This window comes from Bradyrhizobium diazoefficiens USDA 110 (assembly GCF_000011365.1).
Classification (GTDB): Bacteria; Pseudomonadota; Alphaproteobacteria; order Rhizobiales; family Xanthobacteraceae; genus Bradyrhizobium; species Bradyrhizobium diazoefficiens.
The window spans coordinates 6,540,586-6,566,353 of sequence record NC_004463.1; the positions used below are offsets into that span (position 1 = coordinate 6,540,586).

Genomic DNA, 25,768 nt, shown 5'->3' on the forward strand with positions numbered 1-25,768 from the left:
CAAACAAGCACTTCTCCTCTTACGGGACGACCGCCATGCGCCGCCTGCTCGTCGCGCTCTGCCTGCTCACCGTCGTGCTGGGGTCGACGTCCGCCCTGGCGCAGGCGCGCAACCAGCTCGGGCCGCTCTGCACCACCGAGACCACCCCGGCGGACAAGATGGTCGACGCCTGCACCAAGATCATCGCGCTGAAGGTCTTCAAGGGCGAACAGCTCGCGACCGTCTATTTCTGGCGCGCGGTGGGCTGGAACAAGAAGGGCGACTACGCCAAGGTCATCACTGATGCCACGGAGGCGATCCGGCTGCAGCCGAGCCAGGCGGTCTATAACCTCAGGGGCTCGGCCTATTACGACAAGGGCGACTACGACATCGCGATCGCCGATTTCGACGATGCGCTGAAGCTCGGACCTCCCAGCGGCATCATCTTCCACAATCGCGGCAACGCCTGGCGGGGCAAGCACGACTACACCAAGGCGATCGCCGACTACGACATGTCGATCAAAGCCGATCCGAAATCGGCGTTCTCGTTCCAGAACCGCGGCATCTCGAAAGAAGCACTCGGCGATCTCGACGGCGCGCTCGCCGACATCAACCAAGCGATCCGGCTCGACCCGACGCTGCCGCAGCCGCTGATCAACCGTACCTCGATCTGGCGCGCCAAGGGCGATCTCGATCGCGCCATCGCCGATGGCAGCGAGGCGATCCGGCTCGCCGAGAAAAAGCCGCCGGCCAACATCATGACGCCGCCGAACAGCGTGCTGATCTCGGGCTATACCCATCGCGCGCTGGCCTATGAAGCGAAAGGCGACTACGCCCGCGCACGCGACGACTACAAGGCGACGCTGGCGATCGTGGCGTCGGACGCCGGCAGCAAGGCCAACCAGGCGACCGCAAAAGTGCGGCTGTCGCTGGTGAGCGATGCAGCTGTGCCGATCCCGCGCGATGCGCCCTCGCCCACGACGCAGCCGACAGCGGCCCCTGCCCCGCAGCAGACCGGCGCGGCATCCGCGCCCTCGCCTGCTCCGGCCGTGCGCGGCACGCGCATGGCGCTGATTATCGGCAACGGCGCCTATGCGCATGTGAAGGCGCTGCCCAATCCACCCAACGACGCCCGCGCCGTCGCCAAGAGCCTGCGCGACATCGGCTTCACCGTGTCGGAGGGCGTCGACCTCGACCGCGCCGCGATGCAGAAGATGACGCGCGACTTCCTGCGCGATGCGGCCCGGGCGCAAGTCGCCGTGGTCTACTATGCCGGCCATGGCGTGCAGGTGGACGGCCGCAACTATCTCATTCCCGTCGACGTCGAACTCAAGCCGGGCACGGCCATGACGGAGGCGATGATCGACATGGACACGATCATGGCCGGCCTCGACGATCAGGTCCGCACCAACATTTTGATTTTCGATGCCTGCCGCAACAACCCGATGGCACAGCAGGTGGCTTCAGCCGCTGCCAATCGCGGCATCGAGGGCGCCTCGGGCCTCGCGGCTCCGACGAGCCTCGGCGCCGGGGCGACACTCGGCGCCGGCACGCTGATCGCGTTCGCCACCGCACCGGGCCAGGTCGCGCTCGACGGCGACGGCGCCAACTCGCCGTTCTCCGCCGCGCTGTCCCGTCACATCGGCACGCTCGGGCTGGAGGTGCAGCAGATGCTCACGCGGGTGCGGGCGGAAGTGGTGTCGACTACGAAGAACAAGCAGGTGCCGTGGTCGAATTCGTCGCTGCTGGGAGAAGTTTACCTGGCGGAGAAGTGACGATGCGCTTGCGCGCCGTCATCCCGGGGTGGTGCGCAAGCACCAGACCCGGGATCTCGAACTCCTCAGGTGCGCAAGCGCGCACCATCGTTCGCGCTACGCACGCCCCGGGATGACGCTGTGCCTCAGTTGCCCCACACTTCCTTCGCGATCTCCACCGCAAGGCTCAGCTTGGCCCACTGCTCTTCCTCGGAGAGGATGTTGCCTTCCTCGGTCGAGGCGAAGCCGCATTGCGGGGACAGTGCGAGCTGCTCAAGCGGCGCGAACTTGGCGGCCTCTTCCAGACGGCGCTTGATGTCGTCCTTCTTCTCGAGCTCACCGAACTTCGAGGTGATGACGCCGACCACGACGACCTTGTTGCCCTTGGGCAGGAAGCGCAGCGGCTCGAAACCGCCGGCGCGGTCGCTGTCGTACTCCAGGAAGTAGCCGTCGTAATTGGTGCCGGCGAGCATGGTCTCGGCCACCGGCTCGTAGCCGCCCGAGGAGATCCAGGTCGAGCGGAAATTGCCGCGGCAGACATGTGTCGTCACTACCATGTCGGCGGGCTTCTCGGCCAGCGCGTAGTTGATGATGCGCGCATAGATCTGCTGGAGACCATCCGGATTGTCGCCGCGCTCGCGCGCCTTCTGCAATTCGTCCGGCGAGCAGAGATAGGCCCACACGGTGTCGTCGAACTGGAGATAGCGGCAGCCGGCGTCGTAGAACGCCTTCACGGCCTTCCGATAGGTCTTGCCGAGGTCCTCGTAGAAGGCATCGAGATCGGGATAGACGTCCTTGGAGATCGACTTGCGGCCACCGCGGAAGTGCAGCACCGCCGGCGAGGGGATCGTCATCTTGGCGGTGACGTGGGCCTGGTCGGCGCACTTCTTCAGGAAGCGGAAATGGTCCAGCATCGGGTGGTCGTCGGGGAAGTCGAGCTTGCTGATCACGCGGACCGCATCGTGACGGGTCTGCACGCCGGCGAACTGGATGCCGGTGTCGGGGTGAAACAGCTCGCAGCCGGTGAGCTTGGCCAGAAAGTCGAAATGCCACCAGGAGCGGCGGAATTCGCCGTCGGTCGCAAGCTTCAGCCCGACCGAGGCCTGCTTGTGCACGACCTTCTCGATCTCCATGTCCTCGATCTTGCGCAGATCGTCGGCCGAGATCTCTCCCTTCTCAAGCCTGGCGCGGGCTTCCTTGATCTTGGCGGGGCGCAGGAGGCTGCCGACCTCGTCGGCACGGAAGGGGGCTTTGGTTCGCTGCATTCTTGAACTCCCGAGGATTTTTTAGTGGGCCGCCGCCCCTGCGACTCCGAGGTGGCGCTCCAGGACCGAGGGGTCGGCCTTCAGCGCGGCACTCGGGGCGTCGTGGACGATCGTTCCGCGTTCCAATATCACAACACGGTCGGCGAGCCCCAGAATCTTTTGCGCATTCTGCTCGACGATGATCGAGCAGATGCCGCCGGCGCGGGTGATGGTGCCGATCGCCTTCAACAGCTCCTCGACGATGATGGGGGCAAGGCCCTCGGTCGGCTCGTCCAGCAGCAGGACCTTCGGGTTGAGGGTCAGCGCGCGGCCGATCGCCAGCATCTGCTGCTCGCCGCCGGAGAGCTGGTTGCCAAAATTGCCCCGCCGCTCCTTCAGCCGCGGAAACATCTCGTAGACCTTCTCGACCGTCCAGGGACCGGGCTGGGCCACCGCGGTCATGTTCTCCTCGACCGTGAGCGAGCGGAAGATATTGCGCTCCTGCGGCACCCAGCCGATGCCAGCGCGCGCCCGCTGGTCGGGTCGGAGCGTGGTGACATCCGTGCCGGCGAGCGCGACGGTGCCGGAGAAGCGGCGGGTGACGCCGACGATGGAGTTGATAAGCGTGGTCTTGCCGGTGCCGTTGCGTCCGAGCAGCGCCAGCACCTGCCCTTCGGCGAGGCGCAGGGACATCTTCGGCAGCACCACCGCCTCGCCGTAGCCCACGCGCAAGGCTTCGATCTCGAGCAGGTCAGACATTGACCGCCTCCTCGCCGAGATAGACCGCCTTGACCTGCGGGTCGCGCGCGACCTGCTCGGGCGGGCCTTCTGTGAGCAGCGCGCCGGAGACCAGAACCGAAATCCGGTCGGCGAAGGAGAATACGAGATCCATGTCGTGCTCGATCAGCAGCACCGTGACGTCGCGCGGCAACGCGCCGACCACGGCGAGAATGTCGTGGCGCTCGCTCTCGGGCACGCCGGCGGCGGGCTCGTCGAGCAGCAGCACGCGCGGCTTGGCCGCGATCGCGACCGCGATCTCGAGCAGGCGCTGCTTGCCGTAAGGCAGGGTCACGGTCTCTTCGTTCATCACATCGAGAAGATGGAAGCGCGTCAGGAGATCGGCGATCTCGCCGTTGACGTCGCTGCGCGTGCCCATCCGCCGCCACCAGTCGCCGCCATGGCCGAGGCGCTCGGAGACGGCAAGGCCGATGGTCTCGAGCGGGGTCAGGTCGGGATAGAGCTGGTTGATCTGGAACGTGCGCGACAGGCCGCGCAGCACGCGCTTGTGCACGGGCAGATCGGTGATGTCCTGGCCTTCCAGCAGGATGCGCCCGGAGTTCGGCTTCAGCACGCCGGTGAGCTGGTTGATGACAGTGGTCTTGCCGGCGCCGTTCGGACCGATCAGCGCGTGGCGGGCGCCCTGCTCGATCTTCAAGGAGAGATCGCGGGTGACGCGCAAGCCGCCGAACTGCTTTTCGAGGTTCTGGGTTTCGAGCGCGATGGTCATGCGTCGCTCTCCGGCACGGCGACGACCGCTTTACGGCCCGCGACCTGCTTGATGATCAGGTTCGGCACATACAGCACCCAGCGATGCAGGCGCTGGCGGCCGACCAGCACGATCACGACCAGCACGAGGCCGATCCAGAACTGCCAGTATTGCGGGGTGATGGTGGAGAACAATTCCTGGAGCATACGGAACACCACCGCGCCGACCAGCCCGCCATAGAGATAGCCGGTGCCGCCGATGACGAGCACCAGCATCAGGTCGGCGGAGCGTTCGAAGGCGAACACGTCGAGCGAGGCGATCGCGGTGGTCTGGGTGAACAGCGCGCCTGCGATGCCGGCATAGAACGCCGCCAGCGTATAGATCGCGATCAGGCGGCGGTTGACGGGGATGCCGATCGCCGCGGCCCGCAGCGGATTGTTCTTGATCGCACGCAGCGACAGGCCGAACGGCGAATGCACGACGCGGCGGGCGAACAGGAACAACACGAACAGCACGGCCAGCGAATAGAAGAAGCCGGCCTTGCCGAACATGTCGAACGGAATCTCGCCAAAGATCGGCTGCATCTCGATGCCCTGCAGGCCGTCGGTTCCGCCGGTGATGTTGGAGAAGCGCTCGGCGAGCGCCTCCAGCAGCAGCGCGATGCCGAGCGTCACCATCAGCCGGGTGAGATCGACGCCGCGGATCACGAGGAAGCTGGTGGCGAAGCCCAGCACCATCGCGGCAAGGCCGGCCAGGATCAGCGCGAGCACGGGCTCGTTGACGATCCCGTGAAGCGCTAGCAGCCCCGCCGCATAGGCCCCGACGCCGAAGAAGGCGGCGTGGCCGAGCGAGACGATGCCGGCATAGCCGAGGATGAGATCGAGCGACATCGCAAACAGCGCCAGCCGCAGGATGTCGGTCATGATCAGATAGCGCGTGGGAAATGCAAAGCCGCAGGCCAGCACGATCAGCCAGAAGGCGACTTCGCCATAGTGCCAGCGCGCATGGCGCTGGGCGTGATAACCGACGTCGGAGGAAGCGCTCATCGGCGAACTCAACGCGCGGCCGTGCGGCCGAACAGGCCGTTCGGGCGCCAGATCAGGATCACGATCATCATGGTGTAGATCACGAAGGGGCCCATCTTCGGCACGTAGTACTTGCCGGCGACGTCGCCGATGCCGAGCAGGAGCGAGGCCAGGAACGGGCCGGTGATCGAGGACGAGCCGCCGACGGTGACCACGATCAGGAAGTAGATCATGAACTTCAGCGGGAAATACGGGTCGAGGCCGAGGATCTCGGCGCTGAGCGCGCCACCGAGGCCGGCGAGCCCGCAACCGAATGCAAACGTGAAAGCGAACACCTGCGGCACGTTGATGCCGAGGCCGCTGGCGGCGCGCGGATCGTCAACGGCGGCGCGCAGCCGGCTGCCGAAACGCGTCTTGGCCAGCACCATCTGGAGCGCGATAGTGAGCAGGCCGCAGATCACGATGATCATCAGCCGGTAGCGGCCGATGCCGACGCCGAACAGGTCGAACTGGCCCTGGAGCGCGGCCGGCAGGTTGATGAAGACCCGCGACGAGCCCTGGATGTAGTCGACCGCCGCGACCGACATGAAGGTCAGGCCGATGGTGAACAGCACCTGGTCGAGATGGCTGCGCGTATAGAGATGGCGGTAGAGCGTACGCTCGAGCACGATGCCGATCGCCGCCGACGAGACGAAAGCGAGCGGCAGCGCGGCGAAGAACGGCCAGCCCATCCGGTTGACCAGCACCATGCAGACATAGCCGCCGGTCATGGCGAAGGCGCCGTGGGCGAGGTTGACGAAGTTCATCAGGCCGAGCGTGACCGCGAGCCCGCAAGCGAGCACGAACAGCAGCATGCCGTAGGCAACGCCATCGAACAGGTTGGTGAGGATAGAGGTCATCGCGAGCCGGAAATTATCTCAGGTGAGCCAGGGACGTGCTGCGCTCCCTCTCCCGCTTGCGGGAGAGGGTTGGGGAGAGGGTCTTTCCGCTGAGAGACTCCCGATGAGGAGAGAACCCTCACCCGGCGCTCTGCGCCGACCTCTCCCGCAAGCGGGAGAGGTAAGAGGAGAGCTCCGGGATGACGCGCTTTCGCGCGTCACTTCTTGGTCTTGCCGAGGTCCTTGACGGCTTCGAAGGTCGCGAACTCGACATTGTAGAGCTCGCCGTCGACCTTCTCGACCTTGCGGATGTAGATGTTCTGCACGATGTCGCGCGTCTCGGGGTCGATCGAGATCGGGCCGCGCGGGCTCTCCCACTTCTGACCCTTCATCGCCTCGACCAGCTTGGTGCCGTCGGTGTCGCCACCGGTCTTCTTCAGCGCCTCGTAGATGAGGTGGATGCCGTCATAGCCGCTCACCGCCATGAAGCCCGGACGAGTGCCGAAGGCCTTCTTGTAGGCCGCGACAAAATCCTTGTTCATCGCGGACGGATGCGCCGCCGAATAAAGGTGCGCAGTGACCGTGCCGAGCACGGCATCGCCCATGTTGTTGAGGAGATCGTCGTCGGTGACGTCGCCCGGTCCGATCACCTTGATGCCGGCCTTGTCGAGGCCACGCTCGGCATACTGCTTCATGAAGTTGCCGCCCTGACCGGCCGGCACGAACACGAAGATTGCGTCGGGCTTGGCGTCCTTCATGCGCTGAAGGAACGGCGCGAAATCGGGATTCGCGAGCGGCGTCTTGACCTCTTCGACCACCTCACCGCCGCCGGCGGTGAAATTCTGCTTGAAGAAGTTCAGCGCGTCGTTGCCCGGCGCGTAGTCCGAGGTCAGCGTCGCCACCTTCTTGATGCCGTTCTTCACCGCCCAGTCGGCGATGATGGTCGAGGACTGCGCCAGGGTGAAGCTGGTGCGCACGATGTAGGGCGAGCGCTCGGTGATGATGGAGGTGCCTGCCGCCATCACGACTTCCGGAATCTTGGCCTGCGTTGCCAGCGGCGCGGCGGCGAGGGCTGCCGGCGTCACGCCGAAGCCGGCGATGAAATTGACCTTGTCGTTGACGATCAGCTCTTGCGCGGCGGTCTTGGTCTTGTCGGGAATCGCGGCGTCGTCCTTGAGGATGATCTCGATCTTCTTGCCGGCGACGGTGTCGCCCTTCTGCTGCATGTAGAGCTTGATCGCGTTCTCGATCTGCTTGCCGGTCGAGGCCTGGCCGCCGGTCATCGGCAGGATCAGGCCGACCTTGACGGTGTCCTCGGCCCTGGCCGGCGCGACGGCCACAAAGCCTGCAACGGCGGCCACCGCGGCAGCCCAAGAAAGTTGTTTGCGTTCGAACATCAGAGTGTCCCTCCCCTTGATTCCTGACCTCTTGTGCGGCGAACCGAGTGCCCGGTCCTTGCCTCACTCTAGCTCACGCGCGAGCCTTATCGCGCGCCACATGGCGTCCTTGGCGCCCCCCTTGTCAATCGGACGTTTGGCGACCATTCGGCGCAAGCCGAGCGTCCCGATTTCCGACGGCGGGGAGTGATGTCGCGGTTACGTCGAGGTGACCCGAACGCCCCGACCTTGGCCGCTTTTATTTGTACGATTGTACAAATAAAATGGACCTGTCAACGAAAAAGCCCCCTCGCCGGGCCAAGCCACGTTGTCGCGAGGCCGCCGCCGCAGTCTAGAAACGCGACGGGCCGCGTGGATGGAAGATTTCGTCTTTCTTTTGCAGAATTGGTACATCCGGGGCCTCGCGCCGGCTCCAACCCGGTAACTTATTACCTACCTCGAATAAGTCTATTTTACCTTGTTGAAGGCTACTCTCGCGGCGCCAGCCTGACCCGGCGTCCAACCAGACCGAACCAGCGCGCCCCCACAATGCCCAAGCCTTTCCGCTCCCTCCTGCCCCTCCTCGCGCTTGCCGTGGGGCTGTCCGGCTGCGGCACGGTCAATGAGAAGCTGTCGGCCGGCGTCGGCGATTACGTCCCGCAATGGGCCGGAGGCCTGCCGGCCGACGCCCCGCCGCGGGCAGGCACGCCGCAATACGACGCCTACATGAAGGAGCGCGAGCGCAAGCGGCTGCTGCCGGCGGCCGATCGCGAGAAGGAAGAGCAGGCGCAGAAGAGCGCGACGGGCACTCCGTCGAGCGGCGCGGTGCGCTAGGTCGGTGCGCTCCCTCGCCTCGCTTGCGGGGAGAGGGTTGGGGTGAGGGGGAGTCTCCACGGGGACGGTGACAGCTGGAGTCGCGGAGAGTCCCCCTCACCCGGGCTGCATCTTCGATGCAATCCGACCTCTCCCCGCAAGCGGGGAGAGGTGAAACAACATCAATCCATAAACACCACGGTCTTGCGGCCGTTGGGGATCACGCGGTCGTCGAGATGGTAGCGGATCGCGCGCGCCAGCACGCGGCGCTCGATGTCGCGGCCCTTGCGGACGAGATCTTCGGGCGTGTCGCGGTGGCTGATGCGCTCGACGTCCTGGTCGATGATCGGGCCCTCGTCGAGATCGCGCGTGACGTAATGCGCGGTGGCGCCGATCAGCTTCACGCCGCGCTCATGGGCCTGGTGATAGGGTTTTGCGCCCTTGAAGCCGGGCAGGAACGAGTGGTGGATGTTGATGCAGCGCCCCGACAGTTTGGCCGACAGATCGTCCGACAGGATCTGCATGTAGCGCGCGAGCACGACGAGATCAGTTCCGGTCTTGGCGACCAGATCGAGGATCTGCGCCTCCTGCTCGCGCTTGCTCTCCTTGGTCACAGGCAGATGATGGAACGGGATGCCGCCGAAATCGAGCCCGGCATAGACCTCGCGCGGATGGTTGGAGACGATCGCAGTCGGGACCATCGGCAATTCGCCGGTGCGCCAGCGATAGAGGATGTCGACCAGGCAATGGTCGGACTTCGACACCAGCAGCATCACCTTGCGATGCGCGGCGCGGTCGCGCATCTGCCACTCCATGCCGAAGCGCTCCGCGATCGCGGCAAAGCCGGTCTGGAGCGCGGTGAGCTCCACGGCGAGATCGGCCGCGGTGAACACCACCCGCATGAAGAACTTCTTGGTCTCGACGTCGTCGAACTGCTGGGCGTCGAGAATGTTCTGTCCGTTATGGGCCAGGAAGGTCGACACCGCCGAGACGATGCCGGGGCGATCCGGACAGGACAGGGTCAGGACATATTGGTGATCGGGCATGGCTCTTGATGAAGGTTTGGGCAAATGATGCGGAACAACTCGCGATTTGCGCCCTGCTCTATCACCGACCCCGCCCTTGCGCCAATCCCAAGACTTGCTTCTACATAAAGTGCAGAGTCAGGATGAACGGACCATTGCGATTTGTACCGGAGCACGCCCATGGCCGACCGCTTGAACGGCTACCGCATCCTGATCCTGGAAACGCGCGAGGAGGCGCAGTTCTCAAAGCTCCTCGCCGAGCAAGGCGCCGATGTCGTGCAGTGCCCGATGTTCACCATCCACGATGCGCCGGACCCGGCCCCGGTCGAGGCCTGGATCCGCCGCGCCATCGACAGGCCGTTTGACGATCTCGTGCTGATGACCGGCGAAGGCCTGCGGCGGATCATGAAGCTCGCGCGGACCCGTGGTCTCGACCAGGCTCTGGTCGCGGCCCTCGCCAAATCGCGAAAATTCACCCGCGGGCCGAAGCCCGGCAAGGCGCTGCGCGAGATCTCGCTCGAGGCGCAGCAGACCACGGAGAAGCCGACCACCGAGGGCGTGATCGAGATGCTGGGCAAGCTCGACCTGAAGGGGCGGCGCCTCGGCCTCCAGCTTTATCCGGACAAGGACCACAGCACCCTGACCGGCGCACTCTCGGCGCAAGGCGCCGAGGTCGATACCGTGCTGCCCTATGTCTACGATTCAAAGGCGGCGGATGCCAACATCGTCGCCGCCATCGACGACATGGCGGAGGGACGGATCGATTCCATCGCGCTGACCAATCTCGGCCAGGTCCGCCGCCTGATCGAAGCCGCAAAGGCACATGGCAGCGAAGCGAAGTTGCGCGCAGGGTTGGAGCGGACGCTGATTGCGTCGGTGGGCCCTGCGGTGTCGGGGGAGCTCGCCGCGCATGGCCTGCGCACGGACATCGCACCGGCGGAAGATGCGTATTTCATGCGGCCGCTGATTTCGGCGATGGCCGCAGCGCTCGCCGAGAAACGGCCGAAGGTGGCCGGTTAATCACCAGGCGACGATGCCTAGCTTGCCACCTGTGAGGCGGCCGACATCAACTCCTGGGGGCTCGGAGCCCCGAACATGCGCTGGCCGCCTTCAGGAACCTCGGTAAAGGTCCAGCGCACAATCCCCTCGCGATCGAGCAGGAACTGGCCGAACAGCTGGCCCTGGCCGGTTGCCGCCATGCGCTGATCGGCCTCCATCATCTCGTAGCCGTCCTTGTTGTTGAGGTATTCGGCAGCCGCCAGCCGATTCATCGGCCCCGGCGTTTCGCCGGGCATATCGACCTGCATGCTCATGACGACGTCCATACCCACCTTGCGCGGCCACTCGGTCTCGTGGTCCGTAAACTCGAGATTGGGCAGGCCGAACGCGCGGTGCGAGACCCGCTCGGGGTCGGACGCGGCGAGCAGATCGGGCAAGGGATGATAGCGGAAGTAGAGCCGCGCGCGTTCGATGGGCGTATTCACGACCGTGAGACTTTCGACGCCCTTGTCGCGCAGCGCTGCGCCAAGTTGCGCCTGTGCCGCGATATGGCGCCGACAGAACGGGCAGTGCAGCCCTCGAAACAAGCCGATCAATATCGGGCTATGCCCACGAAAATCCTGGAGCGCGATCGTTCCATCGCGTGTGATGGCGTCCAGCACGATGTTCGGTGCGCGATCGCCCGGTTGAAGCGGTCCGTCGACATGAAGTTCTGACATGGTTGAACTCCTTCTTATGACCTAGTCGAGAAACGGCAGTACGATCAGCCCGGCGGGATCAAGCCCGTGGCGGGCGCAGACATCATGGGCCAGCGCGAAATATCGGTCGGCCTCGGGCATGTCGCCTCGATCAAGGCTCAGCGTGGCGAGACCATCATAGCATGGAAAAAGCTGCTGCGGTTCGCCGGTTTCGTTCGCCACCTCGATTGCCTCGTTGTAGCAGAGGGCGGCCAGATCGGGGCGGAAATGGCATTGATGGATTTGCCCGAGCACGATCAAGGGCACGGCGAGATGCTCGCGCTGATCGAGCGCGCGGTCGATTTCGATCGCCTTTTCGGCAGCCGGCACCCCTTCTTCGGTACATCTGTCCGTGAAGGTGCAACAGGCAACGGCAAAATTGGCAAGAAGACGCGCCTGGAAGCCGAGATCCCCGATCCGACGCGCGACATCGAGTCCACGCCGGCAGACCTCCACGGCTTTCGCCGGGTCGATAATCGTGTAGAGCACACCGAGATTGGTATAGCCGCGGCAGGCTACGTTGAGGAGGCCGGCTGTTTCGGCGGCTGCAACACTCTGCTCCACCTCGCGCACCGCCTCCTCGTGTCGTCCAAGCCGCGCCAGCGCCACCCCCTTGGTGTTGAGGGCCTCCGCAATGGCACGTGCCGCCTCGAGCCCTCCCTGCTTGTCCGCGTCCGCCGGTACGGACCGTGCATAGCCGAGCGCCTCGTCTGCCCATCTTGCGGCGGCCACGTGATCGCCCGTCCGAAACGCGAGACGGCCGCGCTCCTGCAAGAGATGCGCCCACTCGATGGGCGCGTCGATCCCTCCAAGCAGGTTGGCCGCCTCGGCGTAATGCGTCTCTGCCTTGATCCGCTTGCCGGCGTCCCACAGCAATCGGCCAAGCTTGCGAAGAATTCGCGCTTCGCTGATCCGGTCCTGTAGGGCGCGGTGCCCCTCCAACGCGCTCTGATAGTGCTCCTCGGCCGTGTTCCGGCGGCCAGCCGCGCCACAGAGGTCCGCGATCCGCTCGTACAGGACCAGACGTTCCGGCTCCCGTTCGCCGCCGGCCAACAGCACGGCGAGGGCCTGTTGGTAGAGACGGATGGCATCGTCATTGGCATAGCTGGCGCGTGCGCGATCGCCGGCCGCGCGCAGATAGCGCGCGCCTTTCGGCTTGCTCGCGCTCAGACTGAAGTGATGTCCGAGCAGTATCAGATCTTCGAGGCGCTCGGGCTCATGGCCATACAGCCTCTCGAGCGCCCCACCAATCCGTCCATGAAGCTCGATCCGGCGCTGCAGAAGCAGGTTTTGATAGATCACGTCCTGAAGCATGGTTTGCGTGAAGCGGTAGGTCCGCAGCGAAATCGAATTCGAGCCCGCGATCTCCTCGACGATTTCCGCGTCGCACAGAAGTTCGAGCCCTGCTTCGACCCTTGCCGGCTCGGTTGCCGCCGCACCGAGAGCAGCCGCATCAAAACGCGGGCCGATCACTGCGGCCTCCTGTGCCAGGCGGCGCACCTGATGCGGCAACCGGTCGAGACGCGCCAGCAACAACGCCTGAATGCTTGCCGGAATATCGGCGGCGGCTTCATCCGACGTCATCCGCCACTGCACGCCGTCGCGCTCCAGGGTGCCGGCTTCGATCAGGCCGCGTATGATCTCCTCGAGGAAAAGCGGATTGCCGCCGGCGCGATCGAGGATTCGACTGAACAGACGTCCCGGTGGTTCACGCCAACCGTGACTGAAATAGGCCGCGAGCAGCCTTTGTCCGTCGGCGTCGCCAAGCGGGGGCAGCCGGAGGGTTGCGTGACTGATCCTGCTGGAACCGAACAGGTCCAGTTCCAGCATCGGCCGATGCGTAAACAACAGCATCAGCCGCGTCCGCTCCAGTCGGTCCATCAGGAAGCGCAACGCTTCAAGCGACACCGCATCGGCCCAATGCAGATCCTCGACGATGATCAGCAGTGGCGACAGTGCCAGGCGGCGTTCGAAGACGGTACGAATCGCGAAGAATATCTGCCGGCGGAGCTGTTCGGGTTCGACGTGCCTGAGCACGGCGTTGGGGTCGCCGAGGCCGAGTACGTGCAGATAGAGGGGCATCAGGCGGTCGGCCTCGTCGGTCGCGAGGCCCAGCTCCGATAGCGCTTCGGCGACCTTCGCCTCCGCCTCTGTGGCGCCCGCCTTCTGCGCGATGCCATAGGCGCTGCGCAGCACGGCGGCGAGTGTGCCGTAGGACTGTTCGCCGAGCGGCGAGCACGCCGCCTGCCGGATCGCCACGCCTGCGAATCGATCCTGATCGCGGATGCGGGCGACGAACTCCCTGACCAGGCGCGTTTTCCCGATGCCGGCCTCACCGACCAGCCGCACCAGTTGAGCCGCGCCGCCGCACGCGAGATCAAGGCTGCCGATCATGCGCGCAAGCTCGGCGTCGCGCCCGATCAACGGCGCATTGAGGCCCAGCGTGTCGAGACCTCGCGCGGCACGGGGCGTGTCGAGCGGCTCATTCAGACGGTGGACCAGTACGCTGCCCATCTTGCCCTTGAGCGAGACCTCGCCAAGCGAGTCATAGGAGAACGCATGCCGCGTCAGACGGTGGGTCAACGGCCCGACCAGTACCTCGCCCGGAGCCGCCATCGATTGTAGTCGCTGGGCGGTATTCACCGTGTCGCCGGTCACCGAATAGGATTTGGCAACGCCCGCACCGAGCCCGCCCGCGACGACGTGCCCGGTGTTGATGCCGACATGGAGCAGCAGCGGTGAACCTGCATACGCCTTCGCGCGTTCGCTGAGGCGCGCCGTCCGGTCGATCATGTCGAGAGCAGCGCGCACCGCCCGCTCTGGGTCGTCCTCGTGCGCCGCCGGCGCACCAAACAGAGCAAGCAGCGCATCGCCGATGAATTTGTCCACGAAGCCGCCAAAGCTTTGCACCGCGGCCGTCAACTCCTCGAACAACCCGTTTTGAAGCGTCTGCATGACCTCGGGGTCGAGCCGCTCGCTCATCGCAGTGAAGCCGCTGAGGTCGGCAAACAGCACGGTGATGGTGCGGCGGTTCGCCTCGCTGTCGATCTTGTCCAACTGAGGTCGAAATGCGGCTTGAGCCTCCTCCGCTGGCGCGAGCGGCGGAGAGGAGGACCGGATCGGGGGCGTCGTCGGGCTCGTCCGCGCCGATGCCTGCCCGCCTGTGGGGACCTCAGCGACGAAGGCGCCGCATTTCGGGCAATAGGCGAAATCCGGCGCGCATGGAAAGCCGCAGCCAGGGCACGCGTTCGGTTGCTTCGTGCCGCACTTCGGGCAGAAGGCAAAGCCGCTCTGGACCTCTAAACCACAGCAAGAGCAGTTCATGGGTCAAGACCTCGCGGAAGCCGCGATGGTGCAATCTCCTGGACCTGCCGGACGGGCCCAGGAACCGGGCAAGCATGGGCTCGTCGCACGGGAAGAGCAAGCGGTGGTCGGTTAACGGCCGCGTGCGCGGCCTCACCCCTCCCCGCAACCGGACCGTCTTTCGGTGCTGAGGATAGACACCCCCGGCGATCGTCGCCCGCACTTATCTCGGCATCTCCGACGAGCTTTCGCGCAAGCCACACCGCCTCGCCATAGCGGGTCTCCTTCGCGAGCGACGTAGTGCGCTGCATCAAGGCGAGCATGTCCTGCGGACCCGCCTGGGAAGGCGACACGACGACGCTCACGAGAAACACCGCCCCCAGAAGCCGCGCGGCAAACCTTGTGGCGTTCGAGCGGGTTGGTATGCGGCAGCGCTGATTGACACGAGCAGTGTCAGCGCTACGTTGCCGGATTAGAAAGAACAAGAATAAGGGCAGGGAATCGCCGTGAAACCCGTCATTGCATCTTGAGCACATCCGCGCTCGCGCCATTCCGCATCCGCAACTATCGCTTCCAGTGGCCGTCCGACCTGCTCACCTCCTGGGCCTTCGAGATCGAAACGCTGGTGCTCGGCTGGTACATCCTGGTCGAGACCGGATCGGTGCTGCTGCTGACCATTCTCGCCTCGCTGCAATATGTGGGAACGCTGGTCGCACCGGTGCTCGGGATGATCGGCGACCGCATGGGTCATCGCGATCTCCTTGTCGTGCTGCGCCTCACCTATACGGCGCTCGCCTCGACCATCATGGTGCTGGCACTGACCGGCCGTCTGGCGCCACTCAACGTCATGATCATCGTTGCAATCATGGGCCTGATCCGCTCCTCCGATCTCGGCATTCGCAGCGCGCTGCTCGCCGACATCATGCCGGCCAAGCAGCTGGTGGGCGCGATCGGCCTGTCACGGACGACCCAGGACAGCGCCCGCATTGCCGGAGCGCTGACAGGCGCCGGCCTCTTCGCCGTGCTCGGCATTGGGTTGGTGTATGCGGCAGTCGCCAGCCTCTACCTCGTGGCCGCGATTCTCATGTCCTGCCTGACCCGACCGGAAAGGACCGTTGCCACGATGGACCTGCCGGCGAACAGCCGCGCCGTTTCAAAACTGCTCGACGAGCTGAAGGAAGGGATTGTCTGCGCCTGGAATGGCCCCGGAATGGGCGCCGCGCTGTGTGTCGCCTTCCTCGCCAATCTCACCGCATTTCCCTTCACGGGCGGATTGCTGCCCTACATCGCGCGCGAAATCTTTCACACCGACCAGACCGGGCTCGGCTATCTCTCGGCCAGCTTCGCCGTCGGCTCGCTGATCGGCTCCATCACGCTCAGCCTGGTCGGCGGCCTGCGCATTGCCCGGCTTCTGATCGGCGCGACGCTGGCCTGGTACGCCATGCTGCTGGTGTTCGTCGAAATCAGGACCATGCCGGTGGCCATGGCCTGCCTCGCTCTCGCTGGCATCGCCCAGAGCATGTCGATGATATCGGCCGCCGTGATCCTGATGCGCACGGCGAGCGCGCATCTGCGCGGCCGTGTCATGGGCGTCCGCATGATGGTGATCTACGGCTTGCCGCTCGGATTGCTCGCGGCCGGCAGCCTGATCGACCTCATCGGCTATTCCGCGACGGGCTCGCTCTATGCCGTCTCGGGGTTCATCGCGATGGCGGCGATCGCGGTGCGCTGGCGCGCGGACCTCTGGCCCCTGCACGCCCCCGCCAATGCGCGATGACGGGGCGCCCTAGTCCCCGTACCCGCGCAGCCGCTCGATATCGAGGATGGTGACGCCGCCATATTCGAGTCGCAGCAGGCCCTCCTTCTCCAGCCGGTTCAGCGCGCGATTGGCGTTCTGGCGGGACATGCCGGAGAGCGCCCCGATCTCCTCCTGGGTGATCTCCAGATGCGCGGTCGATTCCGGATAGAGGATCGGGTTGAACAACGAGGCGATGCCGCGCGCGAGGCGCGAGGTCGCATCGAGCGTACGGTTGACCTCGAGCATGCCGATGAACTGGCCGAGCCGCTCGTTGAGCTGGCGGACCAGGAAGCGGTTGAAGCCGACGCTGTTCTCGAACAGCCACATGAAGGCGCTGCGCTCCATCAGCGCGACACGGCTGTTGCGCAGCGCGACCACGTCGTAGCGGCGCGGTTCGTTCTTGAGCACGCTGCCCTCGCCGAACCAGGCCCCCGCGGTCAGCCCGGCAAGGCTCGCCTCCTTGCCGTCGCGCGACACCCCGCCCATCCGGGCAAGGCCAAAGACCATGCCGGCCCAATAGCCGAACGTGTCGCCGCGCATGAACACAGCCTCGCCGATGCCGTAGGACCGCTCCGTGATTCCGGCGCGAGCGACCTCGATCTCAGCTTGCGTGAGCTCGCGCGACCAAGCGGCGATGCGCTTCAGTTGATCCTCTGAAATCATGATCCCGAAGCCAGCCGCACCGTTTCTTCACTCCGCCCTTCTGTTGCACCGCAACACGACCGCATCGACCGCCATCCGACGAAAGATGAAGGCCGCCTCGCCTGAAAAACTTTGTCGCAGAATTGTCAGGCCGGAGACATTTCAAAATAGCCCTTTCCCCTATTGAGGGCCACCTCGGGCGATGCGGCTTTTGATCCCTAACGGGAGCGAGAGCCTCGCGGGTCCGGTCGAGACCAATAGCTGCATGGTCTGGCCGGCACGACCGTACTAGGATCGCCCGACAGGAACCGACGAAGAGCGCCAAAGAAAGCGCCATCACCGGGGAGGGACTTGTTTGGTGGCTACCAGTCTTGAAGTGCGCGGCGTGTCCTTGCGGTTCGGCGGCGTCCGTGCGCTGACCGATGTCGGCTTCGCCATCAAGGAGGGCGAGCTGTTCTCGATCATCGGCCCCAACGGGGCCGGCAAGACCTCGATCGTGAACTGTATTTCCGGCCGCTACAAGCCGACCGAGGGCCAGCTGTTCTATCAGGGCCGCGACATCACCGGCCTGACGCCGAACGCCCGCGCCTCACTCGGCATCGGCCGCACCTTCCAGAACCTAGCCCTGTTCCACCACATGAGCGTGCTCGACAACATCATGGTCGGCCGCCATCACCTGTTGAAGAACAATTTCCTCACGGGCTCGCTCTACTGGCTCACCGGCGCGCGCAAGGAAGAGCTCGCGCATCGCCGCAAGGTCGAGGAGATCATCGACTTCCTCGACCTCCAGTCGGTGCGGAAAGCGCAAGCCGGCACCCTCTCCTATGGCCTGCGCAAGCGCGTCGAGCTCGCCCGCGCCATGGCGCTGGAGCCGCGCCTCATCCTCCTCGACGAGCCGATGGCCGGCATGAACTTCGAGGAGAAAGAGGACATGGCCCGCTACATCGTCGATCTCAACGAGGAATTCGGGATGACGGTGGTGATGATCGAGCACGACATGGGCGTGGTGATGGACATCTCCCACCGCGTCATGGTGCTGGATTTCGGCCGCAAGATCGCCGAGGGCGATCCGGGTGCGGTGCTCGCCGATCCCCACGTCAGGCGCGCCTATCTCGGCGAGGAGGACGAGGTGCTGGTCGATCCGGACGATGCGCCGCCGGCGCAGGAGAGCGCGGCATGATGGATTATGCAGGCCGCGTCGCGCAGGCCGATACCTATCCCAAAATGCTCCGGCTCAACGCCAGGGAGCATGGCCACGAGATTGCGCTGCGCGAAAAGGATCTCGGGCTGTGGCGTGTCTTCACCTGGAACGACTACCAGACGCGCGTGCGCGATTTCGCGCTCGGCCTCGTCGAGCTCGGCCTTGGCCACAACGACGTCATCGGCATCATCGGCGACAACCGGCCGGACTGGGTCGCCGCGGAAATCGCCACCCACGCGATCGGCGGCCTGAGCCTCGGGCTCTACCGCGACGTGCTGGACGAAGAGGCCTCCTATCTCCTCAATTACGGCGAGGCGCAGCTGGTCTTCGCCGAGGATGAGGAGCAGGTCGACAAGTTGCTCACCCTCGCCGACCGCGTGCCGCGGCTGAAGCACATCATCTATTCCGACCCGCGCGGCATGCGGAAATATGACGACCCCAGGCTGCTGTCGGCGGAGAAATTCGCCGAGCTCGGCCGCGCCCGCGCTGCGCGCGAGCCTGGGCTTTACGACAAGCTCGTCGACGCGACCAAGGGCGAGGATGTCGCGATCCTCTGCACCACGTCAGGCACCACCTCGCATCCAAAACTCGCAATGCTCGCCGCCGGCCGCGTGCTCGGCCATTGCGCGACCTATCTGGCCTTCGATCCGAAGGGACCCGACGACGAATACGTCTCGGTGCTGCCGCTGCCGTGGATCATGGAGCAGGTCTATGTGCTCGGCAAAGGCCTCTTGTGCCGGATGAAGATCAACTTCGTCGAAGAGCCCGACACGATGATGAACGATCTGCGCGAGATCGCCCCGACCTTCGTGCTGTTCGCCCCGCGCGTCTGGGAATCGATCGCCGCCGACGTTCGCGCCAAGGTGATGGACGCCACGCCCTTCAAGCAGCGCCTGTTCGATATCGGGATGAAGTCGGGCCTGGCCGCGCTTGCAGACGGCAAGCGCTCGGGTTTTGCCGACGCCATCCTGTTTCGCGCGCTGCGCGACCGGCTCGGCTTCACCCGCCTGCGCTCGGCTGCGACCGGCGGTGCGGCGCTCGGGCCCGATACCTTCAAGTTCTTCCAGGCGATGGGCGTGCCGCTGCGCACGCTCTACGGCCAGACCGAGCTGTTGGGAGCCTACACGCTGCATCCCGAGGGCAAGGTCGATCCTGACACCACGGGCGTGCCGATGGCCGACAGCGTCGAGATCCGCATCGACAATGCCGACGTCCACGGCGTCGGCGAGATCGTGGTGCGGCATCCCAACATGTTCCTCGGCTATTACAAGAACCCGGAGGCAAGCGTTGCCGACGTCAAGGACGGCTGGATGCTGTCGGGCGATGCCGGCTATTTCAACGCCAACCGGCAGCTCGTCGTCATCGACCGCATCAAGGATCTCGCCGAGACCTCGCGCGGCGAGCGCTTCTCGCCGCAATTCATCGAGAACAAGCTGAAATTCTCGCCCTATATCGCCGAAGCCGTGGTGCTCGGCGCGGGCCGCGACGCGCTCGCGGCGATGATCTGCATCCGCTACTCCATCATCTCGAAATGGGCGGAGAAGAACCGCCTCTCCTTCACGACCTACAGCGACCTCGCCTCGCGGCCCGAGGTTTACACGCTGCTCCAGAAGGAGGTCGAGACCGTCAACGCCACGCTGCCGCCGGCGCAGCGCATCTCGCGCTTCCTGCTGCTCTACAAGGAGCTCGATGCCGACGACGGCGAGCTCACCCGCACGCGAAAGGTTCGCCGCAGCGTCATCAACGAGAAATACGCCGGCATCATCGACGCGATCTACCGCGGCGATGCCGACATCCCCGTCGACGCCGTGATCCGCTTCCAGGACGGCACCACGCAGAGGGTGCGCACCACGCTGCGGGTGGTGGATCTGGGCCGACCCGGGCAATTGGCGGAGGCGGCGGAGTGATGTCGCTTCCAATGCAGACCGCACCAGCAATCGATCCCCCCTCCCTGCGCAAGCGGGAGAGGCGAAGGATAGCATAACATGAACACCGCCTTCCTCATCCAGCTCCTGGTCAACGGCCTCGTGGTCGGCACGCTCTATGGCGTGGTCGCGATGTCGTTCGTGCTGATCTACAAGGCGACGCAGGTCGTCAATTTCGCGCAAGGCGAGCTGCTGCTGGTCGGTGCCTGGGTGTGCTGGGCCCTGCTTGCGAAATACCAGGTGCCGTTCTGGATCGGCATGCCGATGACGCTGGTGTTCATGTTCGTGTTCGGCATCGCCATCCAGGTCCTGATCCTGCGGCCGATGATCGGCGAGCCCATCATCTCGGTAATCATGGTAACGATCGGCCTCTCGACGGTGCTCCAGGCCACGCTGAAATGGATGTTCGGCGTCAACCCGCAGCCGTTCCCGCGCGTGTTCGAGAGCCAGTCCGTCAGCTTGTTCGGGCTTCAGATCCAGACCGTCTATGTCATGAGCCTGGTGGTCTCGGTCGCCATGATGATCGGCATGGCCTGGTTCTTCCGCGCATCCAAATACGGCCTTGCGATGCGCGCCACCGCGTTCAACCAGCAGGTCGCGCAGTCGCTCGGCATTTCCGTGAAAAGCGTGTTCGCGATGGCCTGGGCGATCTCGGCAACGGTGTCAGCGGTCGCCGGAGTCGTGGTCGCCGTGGTGAACGGGGTGTCCTCGGGCCTCGCCGCCTACGGCATCAAGGTGTTTCCGGCGGCGATCCTCGGCGGGCTCGATTCCGTCGGCGGCGCCGTGCTCGGCGGCATCATCATCGGCTTGCTCGAGAACGTCGCGCAATATGTCGACAGCGAGTATCTGCACTGGGGCAATCTCTACGAGATCGCGCCGTTCTACGTCCTCATCATCGTGCTGATGATCAAGCCCTACGGCTTGTTCGGCACCCACGACATCGAGCGGATCTGACCCATGGCCGGCCCTGCCCTCATCCCTGCTGGTGATTTCCGCACCTCCTATGCGGCCGACACCACGATCTTCCCGACGGCGACCAGCCGCAATTTTGCGATCGTAGGCGTGCTGCTGCTCTGCCTCGTGCCGCAATTCCTCGGCGGCTACTGGCTCAGCATTCTGATCCAGATCGGCATCTTCTCGATCGCGGCGCTCGGGTTGAACATCCTGGTCGGCTTCACCGGCCAGATCTCGATCGGGCATGCCGCCTTCTTCCTGCTCGGCGCCTTCACCTCGGCCTACATCTCCAACAATGCGCCGATCCCGGTGTTCTTCGCGATCCCGCTCGCAGGCGTCGTCACCGCGCTGGTCGGGCTGGTCTTCGGCATTCCGGCGGCGCGGCTGAAGGGCCTTTACCTCGTCATCGCGACGCTCGCCGCGCAATATATCCTGCTCGACTTCTTCTCGCGCGCCGAGTGGTTCACCGGCGGCTCGGTGCCGGCCAGCGCCAATCCGTTCTCGATCTTCGGCTTCACCTTGCGCGGCGACAAGCAGTATTTCTACGTCGTGCTGGCCTATGTGCTGGCGAGCTACATCCTCGTCACCAATCTGATGCGCACGCGCGACGGCCGCGCGCTGGTGGCGATCCGCGACCATTACCTCTCCGCCGAGATCATGGGCATCAACCTCACCAAATACCGCACGCTGTCGTTCGGCCTCGCCGCCTTCTTCGCCGGCATCGCCGGCGCGCTCTATGCGCACTACCAGCTCGTGGTCTCCCAGGAAGGTTTCGGCATCGAGCGCTCGATCCTGTTCCTGGCGATGATCATCATCGGCGGCACGGGTTCGATCATGGGCACGCTGATGGGCACCGCCTTCGTGGTGCTGCTGCCGGAGTCGATGGAGTTCCTCAGCATCTATTTGAAGGGCGGCGCGATCGACAAGGCGCTTTCGCTCAACAACAACATCACCTTCCTGCGCGAGATCGCGATCGGCGTGATCATCATCGCGTTCCTGATGTTCGAGCCTGACGGGCTCGCGCATCGCTGGCGGCAGATCAAGGCGTACTGGAAACTCTACCCGTTCTCGCATTGAAAACGGGCAACTTGCTAACCAACGAATAAAACAGGAGGAGGCAACCAATGAAGACAAAATCCCTTTTGAGCACTGCATCGCTCGCGCTGGTGATCGCCGCATTCTCGGCGAGCGCGCAGGCCCAGATCGCGATCGGGCATCTCGCCGACTATTCCGGCGGCACCTCCGACGTCGGCACGCCCTACGGCCAGGCGGTCGCCGACACCTTCGCCTGGGTCAACAAGAACGGCGGCGTCGGCGGCAAGCAGCTCAACGTCGACACCAACGACTACGGCTACCAGGTGCCGCGCGCGATCGCGCTCTACAAGAAATGGTCGGCTCCGGACAGCAAGGTCGCAGCGATCATGGGCTGGGGCACCGCCGACACCGAGGCGCTGACCGGCTTCCTCGCCCAGGACAAGATCCCCGATCTCTCCGGCTCCTATGCCGCCGCGCTGACCGATCCCGAAGGCGTCAGCGGCAAGGCCAAACCCGCTCCTTACAATTTCTTCTACGGCCCAAGCTATTCGGACTCGCTGCGCGCGATGCTGATGTGGGCGGCCGAGGACTGGAAGGCCAAGGGCAAGCCCGGCAAGCCGAAATTCGTGCACATGGGCGCCAACCATCCTTATCCGAACGCGCCGAAGGCCGCAGGCGAAGCCATGGCGCAGGAGCTCGGCTTCGAGGCGCTGCCGCCGCTGGTGTTCGCGCTCACACCGGGTGACTACAGCGCGCAGTGCCTGAGCCTGAAATCCTCCGGTGCCAACTACGCCTATCTCGGCAACACCGCGGCTTCCAACATCTCCGTCCTGAAGGCTTGCAAGACGGCCGGCGTCGAGATTCAGTTCCTCGGCAATGTCTGGGGCATGGACGAGAACGCCGCCAAGACCGCCGGAGACGCCGCCAACGGCGTGATCTTCCCGCTGCGCACCGCGGTGAGCTGGGGCGGCGATGCGCCCGGCATGAAGACGGTGATGGAGATCTCCAAGATATCCGACCCCACCGGCAAGGTCTACCGGCCCGTGCATTACGTCGCGGCGGTCTGCTCGGCGCTCTACATGAGGGAGGCGCTCGACTGGGCTGCCAAGAACGGCGGAGCGACCGGCGAGAACGTCGCCAAGGGCTTCTACCAGAAGAAGGACTGGGTGCCGGCCGGAATGGACGGCGTCTGCAATCCCTCGACCTGGACCGACAAGGACCACCGCGGCACGCTGAAGGTCGACCTCTATCGCACCAAGATCGCGGGTGCGACCGACGGCGACCTCAACGACCTCATGGCCAAGGGCACGATCAAGCTCGAGAAGGTCAAGACCGTCGAACTGCCGCGCAAGGCGGAATTGCTGGGGTGGTGATTTCGATCTCGGACGTCATGGCCGGGAAAAGCGCGAAGCGCGTCTTCGCGCAGACGTCCCGGCCATCCACGTCTGACCACTCGGCACGAAGAACGTGGATGCCCGGGACAAGCCCGGGCATGACGAGCGCACCAAATTGGCGGCACACCTAATGACCGAAATTCACGAAGCCACTCGTCCCTCGCCCAGTATAGTGCCCGCGCCACCCCTTCTCGGCGTGCGTAATATCGAGGTCGTCTATGACGACGTCATCCTGGTGCTGCGCGGCCTCAGCCTCGACGTGCCCAAGGGCGCGATCGTGGCGCTGCTCGGGGCCAATGGCGCCGGCAAGTCGACGACGCTGAAGGCGATCTCGGGGCTGCTCAAGACCGAGGACGGCGAGGTCACGCGCGGCGAGATCCTGTTCGAGGGCGAGCGGATCAACGGCATCGACCCCGACAAGATCGTCCGCCGCGGCGTCTTCCAGGTGATGGAGGGCCGCCGCATCATCGCCGACATGACGTCGCTGGAGAACCTCAAGCTCGGCGCCTTCACCCGCAGGGACCGCGAGGTCGATGCCGACATCGACATGGTCTTCAACTATTTCCCGCGCCTGAAGGAGCGCACCGGCCTTGCCGGCTATCTCTCCGGCGGCGAGCAGCAGATGCTCGCGATCGGCCGCGCGCTGATGGCACGCCCCAAGATGATCCTGATGGACGAACCGTCGATGGGCCTGTCGCCGCTGCTGGTGAAGGAGGTGTTTTCCATCATCCAGAAGATCAACCGCGACCTCGGCGTCACCATCCTGCTGGTCGAGCAGAACGCGCGCGCCGCGCTGTCGGTGGCGAGCCACGGCTACATCATGGAGCAGGGCAAGGTCGTGCTCGACGGCACCGCGGACGAATTGCGCGACAACGAGGACGTCAAGGAATTCTACCTCGGCGGCGCCGGCGACCAGCGCAAGAGCTTCAAGAACCTCAAGAGCTTCAAGCGGCGCAAGCGCTGGCTTTGACAAAGCGTTTTCAAGCGAAGTGGGAACCGGTTCGAGTGAAGAAAACGCGTCAAAACAAAAGAACTCTAACCGTCCAACACCTGCTCCGCTTCCGTGACTGCGCAGAGAACATGATAGAACGACGACGCAGGAATGGTGTCGACCAGCGATTTGCCGTCGCGATCGAACTGGTCGTACCAGCCGCCCCGCACGGGATGGCTGAGATAATGCCGCTCGAGCCGCACCAGGGCCGCGCGCGCCTCATCCGCCGCGCCCGCCTCGCCGGACTCGGCCTGTGCAATCCACGCCTTCGCGATCTCGGTCTGCGGCCACAGCCGGCGCGTGCTGCGGCGGATGTTGCCGGTGGCATCACCCTCGTCGATCAGGCAGCCCGTCGCCTCGTCGCGATAGCGCAGAGCGGTCGCCAGCAGTTCCGCACGCCGCTGCCCGGTCGGGCAGCCCGTGATGCGCTCAAATCCCTTCAGCAGCCAGACCCACTCCGCCTGATGGCCAGGCTCGACGCTGACCGGCTCGATCTTCGACCAGTCCTCCTCGAAATACTCCGACAACACGTGCTTCTGCTTGTCGTAGAGGTTGGCGAGGAACAGCGCGAAGAACTCGCCGGCGCGATTCTGGAACGACAGATCGTGGGTCGCGTCGAAGCACGCGATCATCGCCTCGAACAGGTGCATGTGCGGGTTCTGCCGTCGCGGCAGCGAGACCGGCAGCCCCTCGTGGACGCCGCCATGCGGCGAGCGCAGGTGGCCGTCGAGGAAGGCGAGCAGCGCATCGATCTCGGCGCGAACCTGCGCGTCCTTGTCGAGCGCATAGACGGTCGCAAGTGCAAACAGAATGAAGGCGTGGTCGTAGGCGTCACGCCGACCATCCATCACCGCGCCCTCCGGCGTCAGCCGGTGCACATAGCCGGGCCGGCCGTCGGGCGCCTTCGCGCGTGCCAGCAGGTGCTCCAGCCCCTTCAGCGCGATGGCGCGCCCCTCGGGATACCAGCCCATCTGTGCCGCCTTGGCGTAGCAGTAGATCTGGCGGGCCTGCACGAACACGCGCCGCGGCGCGGCGGCATCCGCCGTGCCGTCGCGGTGCAGCCGGTCGATGAAGCCGCCCGCGACAGGGTCCCAGCCGACGGTCGACCACAGCGGCATCGCGTCGTCGATCATGCGGCGCTTCAGGCGCGCGACGACACCAGCCGTCTCCTCCGCCGCCTTGATCAGTTCGTCCGCCATCTCGCGCTCT

General features: G+C 65.0%; 21 protein-coding genes. 10 read left to right on the top strand and 11 right to left on the bottom strand.

Translation table 11 applies throughout. From position 1 onward, the window contains the following. Nucleotides 1-35: 35 nt before the first annotated feature. On the top strand, nucleotides 36-1,754 hold the full coding sequence (locus BJA_RS30110; protein ID WP_011088688.1) for a caspase family protein: 1,719 nt from the start codon (nucleotides 36-38) through the stop codon (nucleotides 1,752-1,754). Between the two features lie 125 nt (nucleotides 1,755-1,879). On the opposite strand, the gene BJA_RS30115 is transcribed toward BJA_RS30110, so the two are convergent. The 6 genes from BJA_RS30115 to BJA_RS30140 all read right to left on the bottom strand — a co-directional run bounded on the left by BJA_RS30115 (nucleotide 1,880) and on the right by BJA_RS30140 (nucleotide 7,763). Beyond that, nucleotides 1,880-2,998: a cobalamin-independent methionine synthase II family protein gene (locus BJA_RS30115; protein ID WP_011088689.1), complete on the bottom strand. Its 1,119-nt coding sequence runs from the start codon at nucleotides 2,996-2,998 to the stop codon at nucleotides 1,880-1,882. A gap of 21 nt (nucleotides 2,999-3,019) precedes the next feature. Further along, nucleotides 3,020-3,736 carry an ABC transporter ATP-binding protein gene (locus BJA_RS30120; protein WP_011088690.1) on the bottom strand — a complete coding sequence of 239 codons (717 nt, stop codon included), beginning with the start codon at nucleotides 3,734-3,736 and terminating at the stop codon, nucleotides 3,020-3,022. Beyond that, nucleotides 3,729-4,484, bottom strand: coding sequence for an ABC transporter ATP-binding protein (locus tag BJA_RS30125; protein WP_011088691.1), 756 nt, complete (start codon nucleotides 4,482-4,484; stop codon nucleotides 3,729-3,731). Before BJA_RS30125 ends, BJA_RS30120 begins: the two co-directional genes overlap by 8 nt. Then, nucleotides 4,481-5,509, bottom strand: a complete 1,029-nt coding sequence (locus BJA_RS30130) for a branched-chain amino acid ABC transporter permease (protein ID WP_011088692.1) — start codon at nucleotides 5,507-5,509, stop codon at nucleotides 4,481-4,483. Before BJA_RS30130 ends, BJA_RS30125 begins: the two co-directional genes overlap by 4 nt. A gap of 8 nt (nucleotides 5,510-5,517) precedes the next feature. After that, the gene (locus BJA_RS30135) at nucleotides 5,518-6,387 is read right to left on the bottom strand and encodes a branched-chain amino acid ABC transporter permease (RefSeq protein WP_011088693.1); all 870 of its coding nucleotides are present in this window, start codon (nucleotides 6,385-6,387) and stop codon (nucleotides 5,518-5,520) included. Between the two features lie 197 nt (nucleotides 6,388-6,584). Then, a complete protein-coding gene (locus BJA_RS30140; protein WP_011088694.1) occupies nucleotides 6,585-7,763 on the bottom strand; it encodes an ABC transporter substrate-binding protein in 1,179 nt (392 codons plus the stop codon). Between the two features lie 528 nt (nucleotides 7,764-8,291). Here BJA_RS30140 and BJA_RS30145 point away from each other — a divergent pair. Further along, nucleotides 8,292-8,576, top strand: coding sequence for a hypothetical protein (locus tag BJA_RS30145; protein WP_038967031.1), 285 nt, complete (start codon nucleotides 8,292-8,294; stop codon nucleotides 8,574-8,576). A 161-nt stretch (nucleotides 8,577-8,737) separates the two neighbouring features. Here the strand turns inward: BJA_RS30145 and purU are convergent, their stop codons facing one another. Further along, nucleotides 8,738-9,601, bottom strand: a complete 864-nt coding sequence (gene purU, locus BJA_RS30150; protein ID WP_011088696.1) for a formyltetrahydrofolate deformylase — start codon at nucleotides 9,599-9,601, stop codon at nucleotides 8,738-8,740. Between the two features lie 159 nt (nucleotides 9,602-9,760). Between purU and BJA_RS30155 the strand changes: the two genes are divergently transcribed. Continuing rightward, on the top strand, nucleotides 9,761-10,600 hold the full coding sequence (locus BJA_RS30155; protein ID WP_011088697.1) for a uroporphyrinogen-III synthase: 840 nt from the start codon (nucleotides 9,761-9,763) through the stop codon (nucleotides 10,598-10,600). A 17-nt stretch (nucleotides 10,601-10,617) separates the two neighbouring features. On the opposite strand, the gene BJA_RS30160 is transcribed toward BJA_RS30155, so the two are convergent. Together BJA_RS30160 and BJA_RS30165 are read right to left on the bottom strand one after the other, a co-directional pair. Further along, nucleotides 10,618-11,298: a redoxin domain-containing protein gene (locus BJA_RS30160; RefSeq protein ID WP_011088698.1), complete on the bottom strand. Its 681-nt coding sequence runs from the start codon at nucleotides 11,296-11,298 to the stop codon at nucleotides 10,618-10,620. A gap of 21 nt (nucleotides 11,299-11,319) precedes the next feature. Beyond that, nucleotides 11,320-14,640 (bottom strand): adenylate/guanylate cyclase domain-containing protein, encoded by a 3,321-nt coding sequence (locus BJA_RS30165; RefSeq protein WP_011088699.1) that lies wholly within the window; start codon nucleotides 14,638-14,640, stop codon nucleotides 11,320-11,322. A 505-nt stretch (nucleotides 14,641-15,145) separates the two neighbouring features. Between BJA_RS30165 and BJA_RS30170 the strand changes: the two genes are divergently transcribed. Beyond that, nucleotides 15,146-16,396 carry an MFS transporter gene (locus BJA_RS30170; protein WP_038967030.1) on the top strand — a complete coding sequence of 417 codons (1,251 nt, stop codon included), beginning with the start codon at nucleotides 15,146-15,148 and terminating at the stop codon, nucleotides 16,394-16,396. 9 nt (nucleotides 16,397-16,405) lie between these two features. Here the strand turns inward: BJA_RS30170 and BJA_RS30175 are convergent, their stop codons facing one another. Then, nucleotides 16,406-17,080 (bottom strand): Crp/Fnr family transcriptional regulator, encoded by a 675-nt coding sequence (locus tag BJA_RS30175; RefSeq protein WP_011088702.1) that lies wholly within the window; start codon nucleotides 17,078-17,080, stop codon nucleotides 16,406-16,408. A 337-nt stretch (nucleotides 17,081-17,417) separates the two neighbouring features. Between BJA_RS30175 and BJA_RS30180 the strand changes: the two genes are divergently transcribed. From BJA_RS30180 to BJA_RS30205, 6 genes are all read left to right on the top strand, one after another. Then, nucleotides 17,418-18,239, top strand: a complete 822-nt coding sequence (locus BJA_RS30180; RefSeq protein ID WP_011088703.1) for an ABC transporter ATP-binding protein — start codon at nucleotides 17,418-17,420, stop codon at nucleotides 18,237-18,239. Next, nucleotides 18,236-20,167 (top strand): long-chain fatty acid--CoA ligase, encoded by a 1,932-nt coding sequence (locus BJA_RS30185; protein ID WP_011088704.1) that lies wholly within the window; start codon nucleotides 18,236-18,238, stop codon nucleotides 20,165-20,167. The genes BJA_RS30180 and BJA_RS30185 overlap by 4 nt, the downstream gene beginning before the upstream one ends. Before the next feature lie 78 nt (nucleotides 20,168-20,245). Beyond that, nucleotides 20,246-21,139, top strand: coding sequence for a branched-chain amino acid ABC transporter permease (locus BJA_RS30190; protein WP_011088705.1), 894 nt, complete (start codon nucleotides 20,246-20,248; stop codon nucleotides 21,137-21,139). Between the two features lie 3 nt (nucleotides 21,140-21,142). Continuing rightward, a complete protein-coding gene (locus BJA_RS30195) occupies nucleotides 21,143-22,216 on the top strand; it encodes a branched-chain amino acid ABC transporter permease (protein ID WP_011088706.1) in 1,074 nt (357 codons plus the stop codon). A 47-nt stretch (nucleotides 22,217-22,263) separates the two neighbouring features. Next, nucleotides 22,264-23,547, top strand: coding sequence for an ABC transporter substrate-binding protein (locus tag BJA_RS30200; RefSeq protein WP_011088707.1), 1,284 nt, complete (start codon nucleotides 22,264-22,266; stop codon nucleotides 23,545-23,547). A gap of 151 nt (nucleotides 23,548-23,698) precedes the next feature. Continuing rightward, nucleotides 23,699-24,538 (top strand): ABC transporter ATP-binding protein, encoded by an 840-nt coding sequence (locus tag BJA_RS30205; protein ID WP_038967028.1) that lies wholly within the window; start codon nucleotides 23,699-23,701, stop codon nucleotides 24,536-24,538. A 65-nt stretch (nucleotides 24,539-24,603) separates the two neighbouring features. Here the strand turns inward: BJA_RS30205 and BJA_RS30210 are convergent, their stop codons facing one another. Then, nucleotides 24,604-25,758, bottom strand: a complete 1,155-nt coding sequence (locus BJA_RS30210; RefSeq protein ID WP_038967027.1) for an AGE family epimerase/isomerase — start codon at nucleotides 25,756-25,758, stop codon at nucleotides 24,604-24,606. Between the last annotated feature and the right edge of the window lie 10 nt (nucleotides 25,759-25,768).

Excerpts from the sequence above, each read along its gene's own strand:
- BJA_RS30115 (WP_011088689.1), bottom strand. The coding sequence starts at position 2,998 with ATGCAGCGAACCAAAGCCCCCTTCCGTGCCGACGAGGTCGGCAGCCTC.
- BJA_RS30120 (WP_011088690.1), bottom strand. The coding sequence starts at position 3,736 with ATGTCTGACCTGCTCGAGATCGAAGCCTTGCGCGTGGGCTACGGCGAG.
- BJA_RS30205 (WP_038967028.1), top strand. The coding sequence starts at position 23,699 with ATGACCGAAATTCACGAAGCCACTCGTCCCTCGCCCAGTATAGTGCCC.
- BJA_RS30185 (WP_011088704.1), top strand. The coding sequence starts at position 18,236 with ATGATGGATTATGCAGGCCGCGTCGCGCAGGCCGATACCTATCCCAAA.
- BJA_RS30175 (WP_011088702.1), bottom strand. The coding sequence starts at position 17,080 with ATGATTTCAGAGGATCAACTGAAGCGCATCGCCGCTTGGTCGCGCGAG.
- BJA_RS30210 (WP_038967027.1), bottom strand. The coding sequence starts at position 25,758 with ATGGCGGACGAACTGATCAAGGCGGCGGAGGAGACGGCTGGTGTCGTC.
- BJA_RS30195 (WP_011088706.1), top strand. The coding sequence starts at position 21,143 with ATGGCCGGCCCTGCCCTCATCCCTGCTGGTGATTTCCGCACCTCCTAT.
- BJA_RS30200 (WP_011088707.1), top strand. The coding sequence starts at position 22,264 with ATGAAGACAAAATCCCTTTTGAGCACTGCATCGCTCGCGCTGGTGATC.
- BJA_RS30145 (WP_038967031.1), top strand. The coding sequence starts at position 8,292 with ATGCCCAAGCCTTTCCGCTCCCTCCTGCCCCTCCTCGCGCTTGCCGTG.
- BJA_RS30160 (WP_011088698.1), bottom strand. The coding sequence starts at position 11,298 with ATGTCAGAACTTCATGTCGACGGACCGCTTCAACCGGGCGATCGCGCA.
- BJA_RS30155 (WP_011088697.1), top strand. The coding sequence starts at position 9,761 with ATGGCCGACCGCTTGAACGGCTACCGCATCCTGATCCTGGAAACGCGC.
- BJA_RS30130 (WP_011088692.1), bottom strand. The coding sequence starts at position 5,509 with ATGAGCGCTTCCTCCGACGTCGGTTATCACGCCCAGCGCCATGCGCGC.
- BJA_RS30135 (WP_011088693.1), bottom strand. The coding sequence starts at position 6,387 with ATGACCTCTATCCTCACCAACCTGTTCGATGGCGTTGCCTACGGCATG.
- BJA_RS30140 (WP_011088694.1), bottom strand. The coding sequence starts at position 7,763 with ATGTTCGAACGCAAACAACTTTCTTGGGCTGCCGCGGTGGCCGCCGTT.
- BJA_RS30110 (WP_011088688.1), top strand. The coding sequence starts at position 36 with ATGCGCCGCCTGCTCGTCGCGCTCTGCCTGCTCACCGTCGTGCTGGGG.
- BJA_RS30125 (WP_011088691.1), bottom strand. The coding sequence starts at position 4,484 with ATGACCATCGCGCTCGAAACCCAGAACCTCGAAAAGCAGTTCGGCGGC.
- purU (WP_011088696.1), bottom strand. The coding sequence starts at position 9,601 with ATGCCCGATCACCAATATGTCCTGACCCTGTCCTGTCCGGATCGCCCC.
- BJA_RS30190 (WP_011088705.1), top strand. The coding sequence starts at position 20,246 with ATGAACACCGCCTTCCTCATCCAGCTCCTGGTCAACGGCCTCGTGGTC.
- BJA_RS30165 (WP_011088699.1), bottom strand. The coding sequence starts at position 14,640 with ATGAACTGCTCTTGCTGTGGTTTAGAGGTCCAGAGCGGCTTTGCCTTC.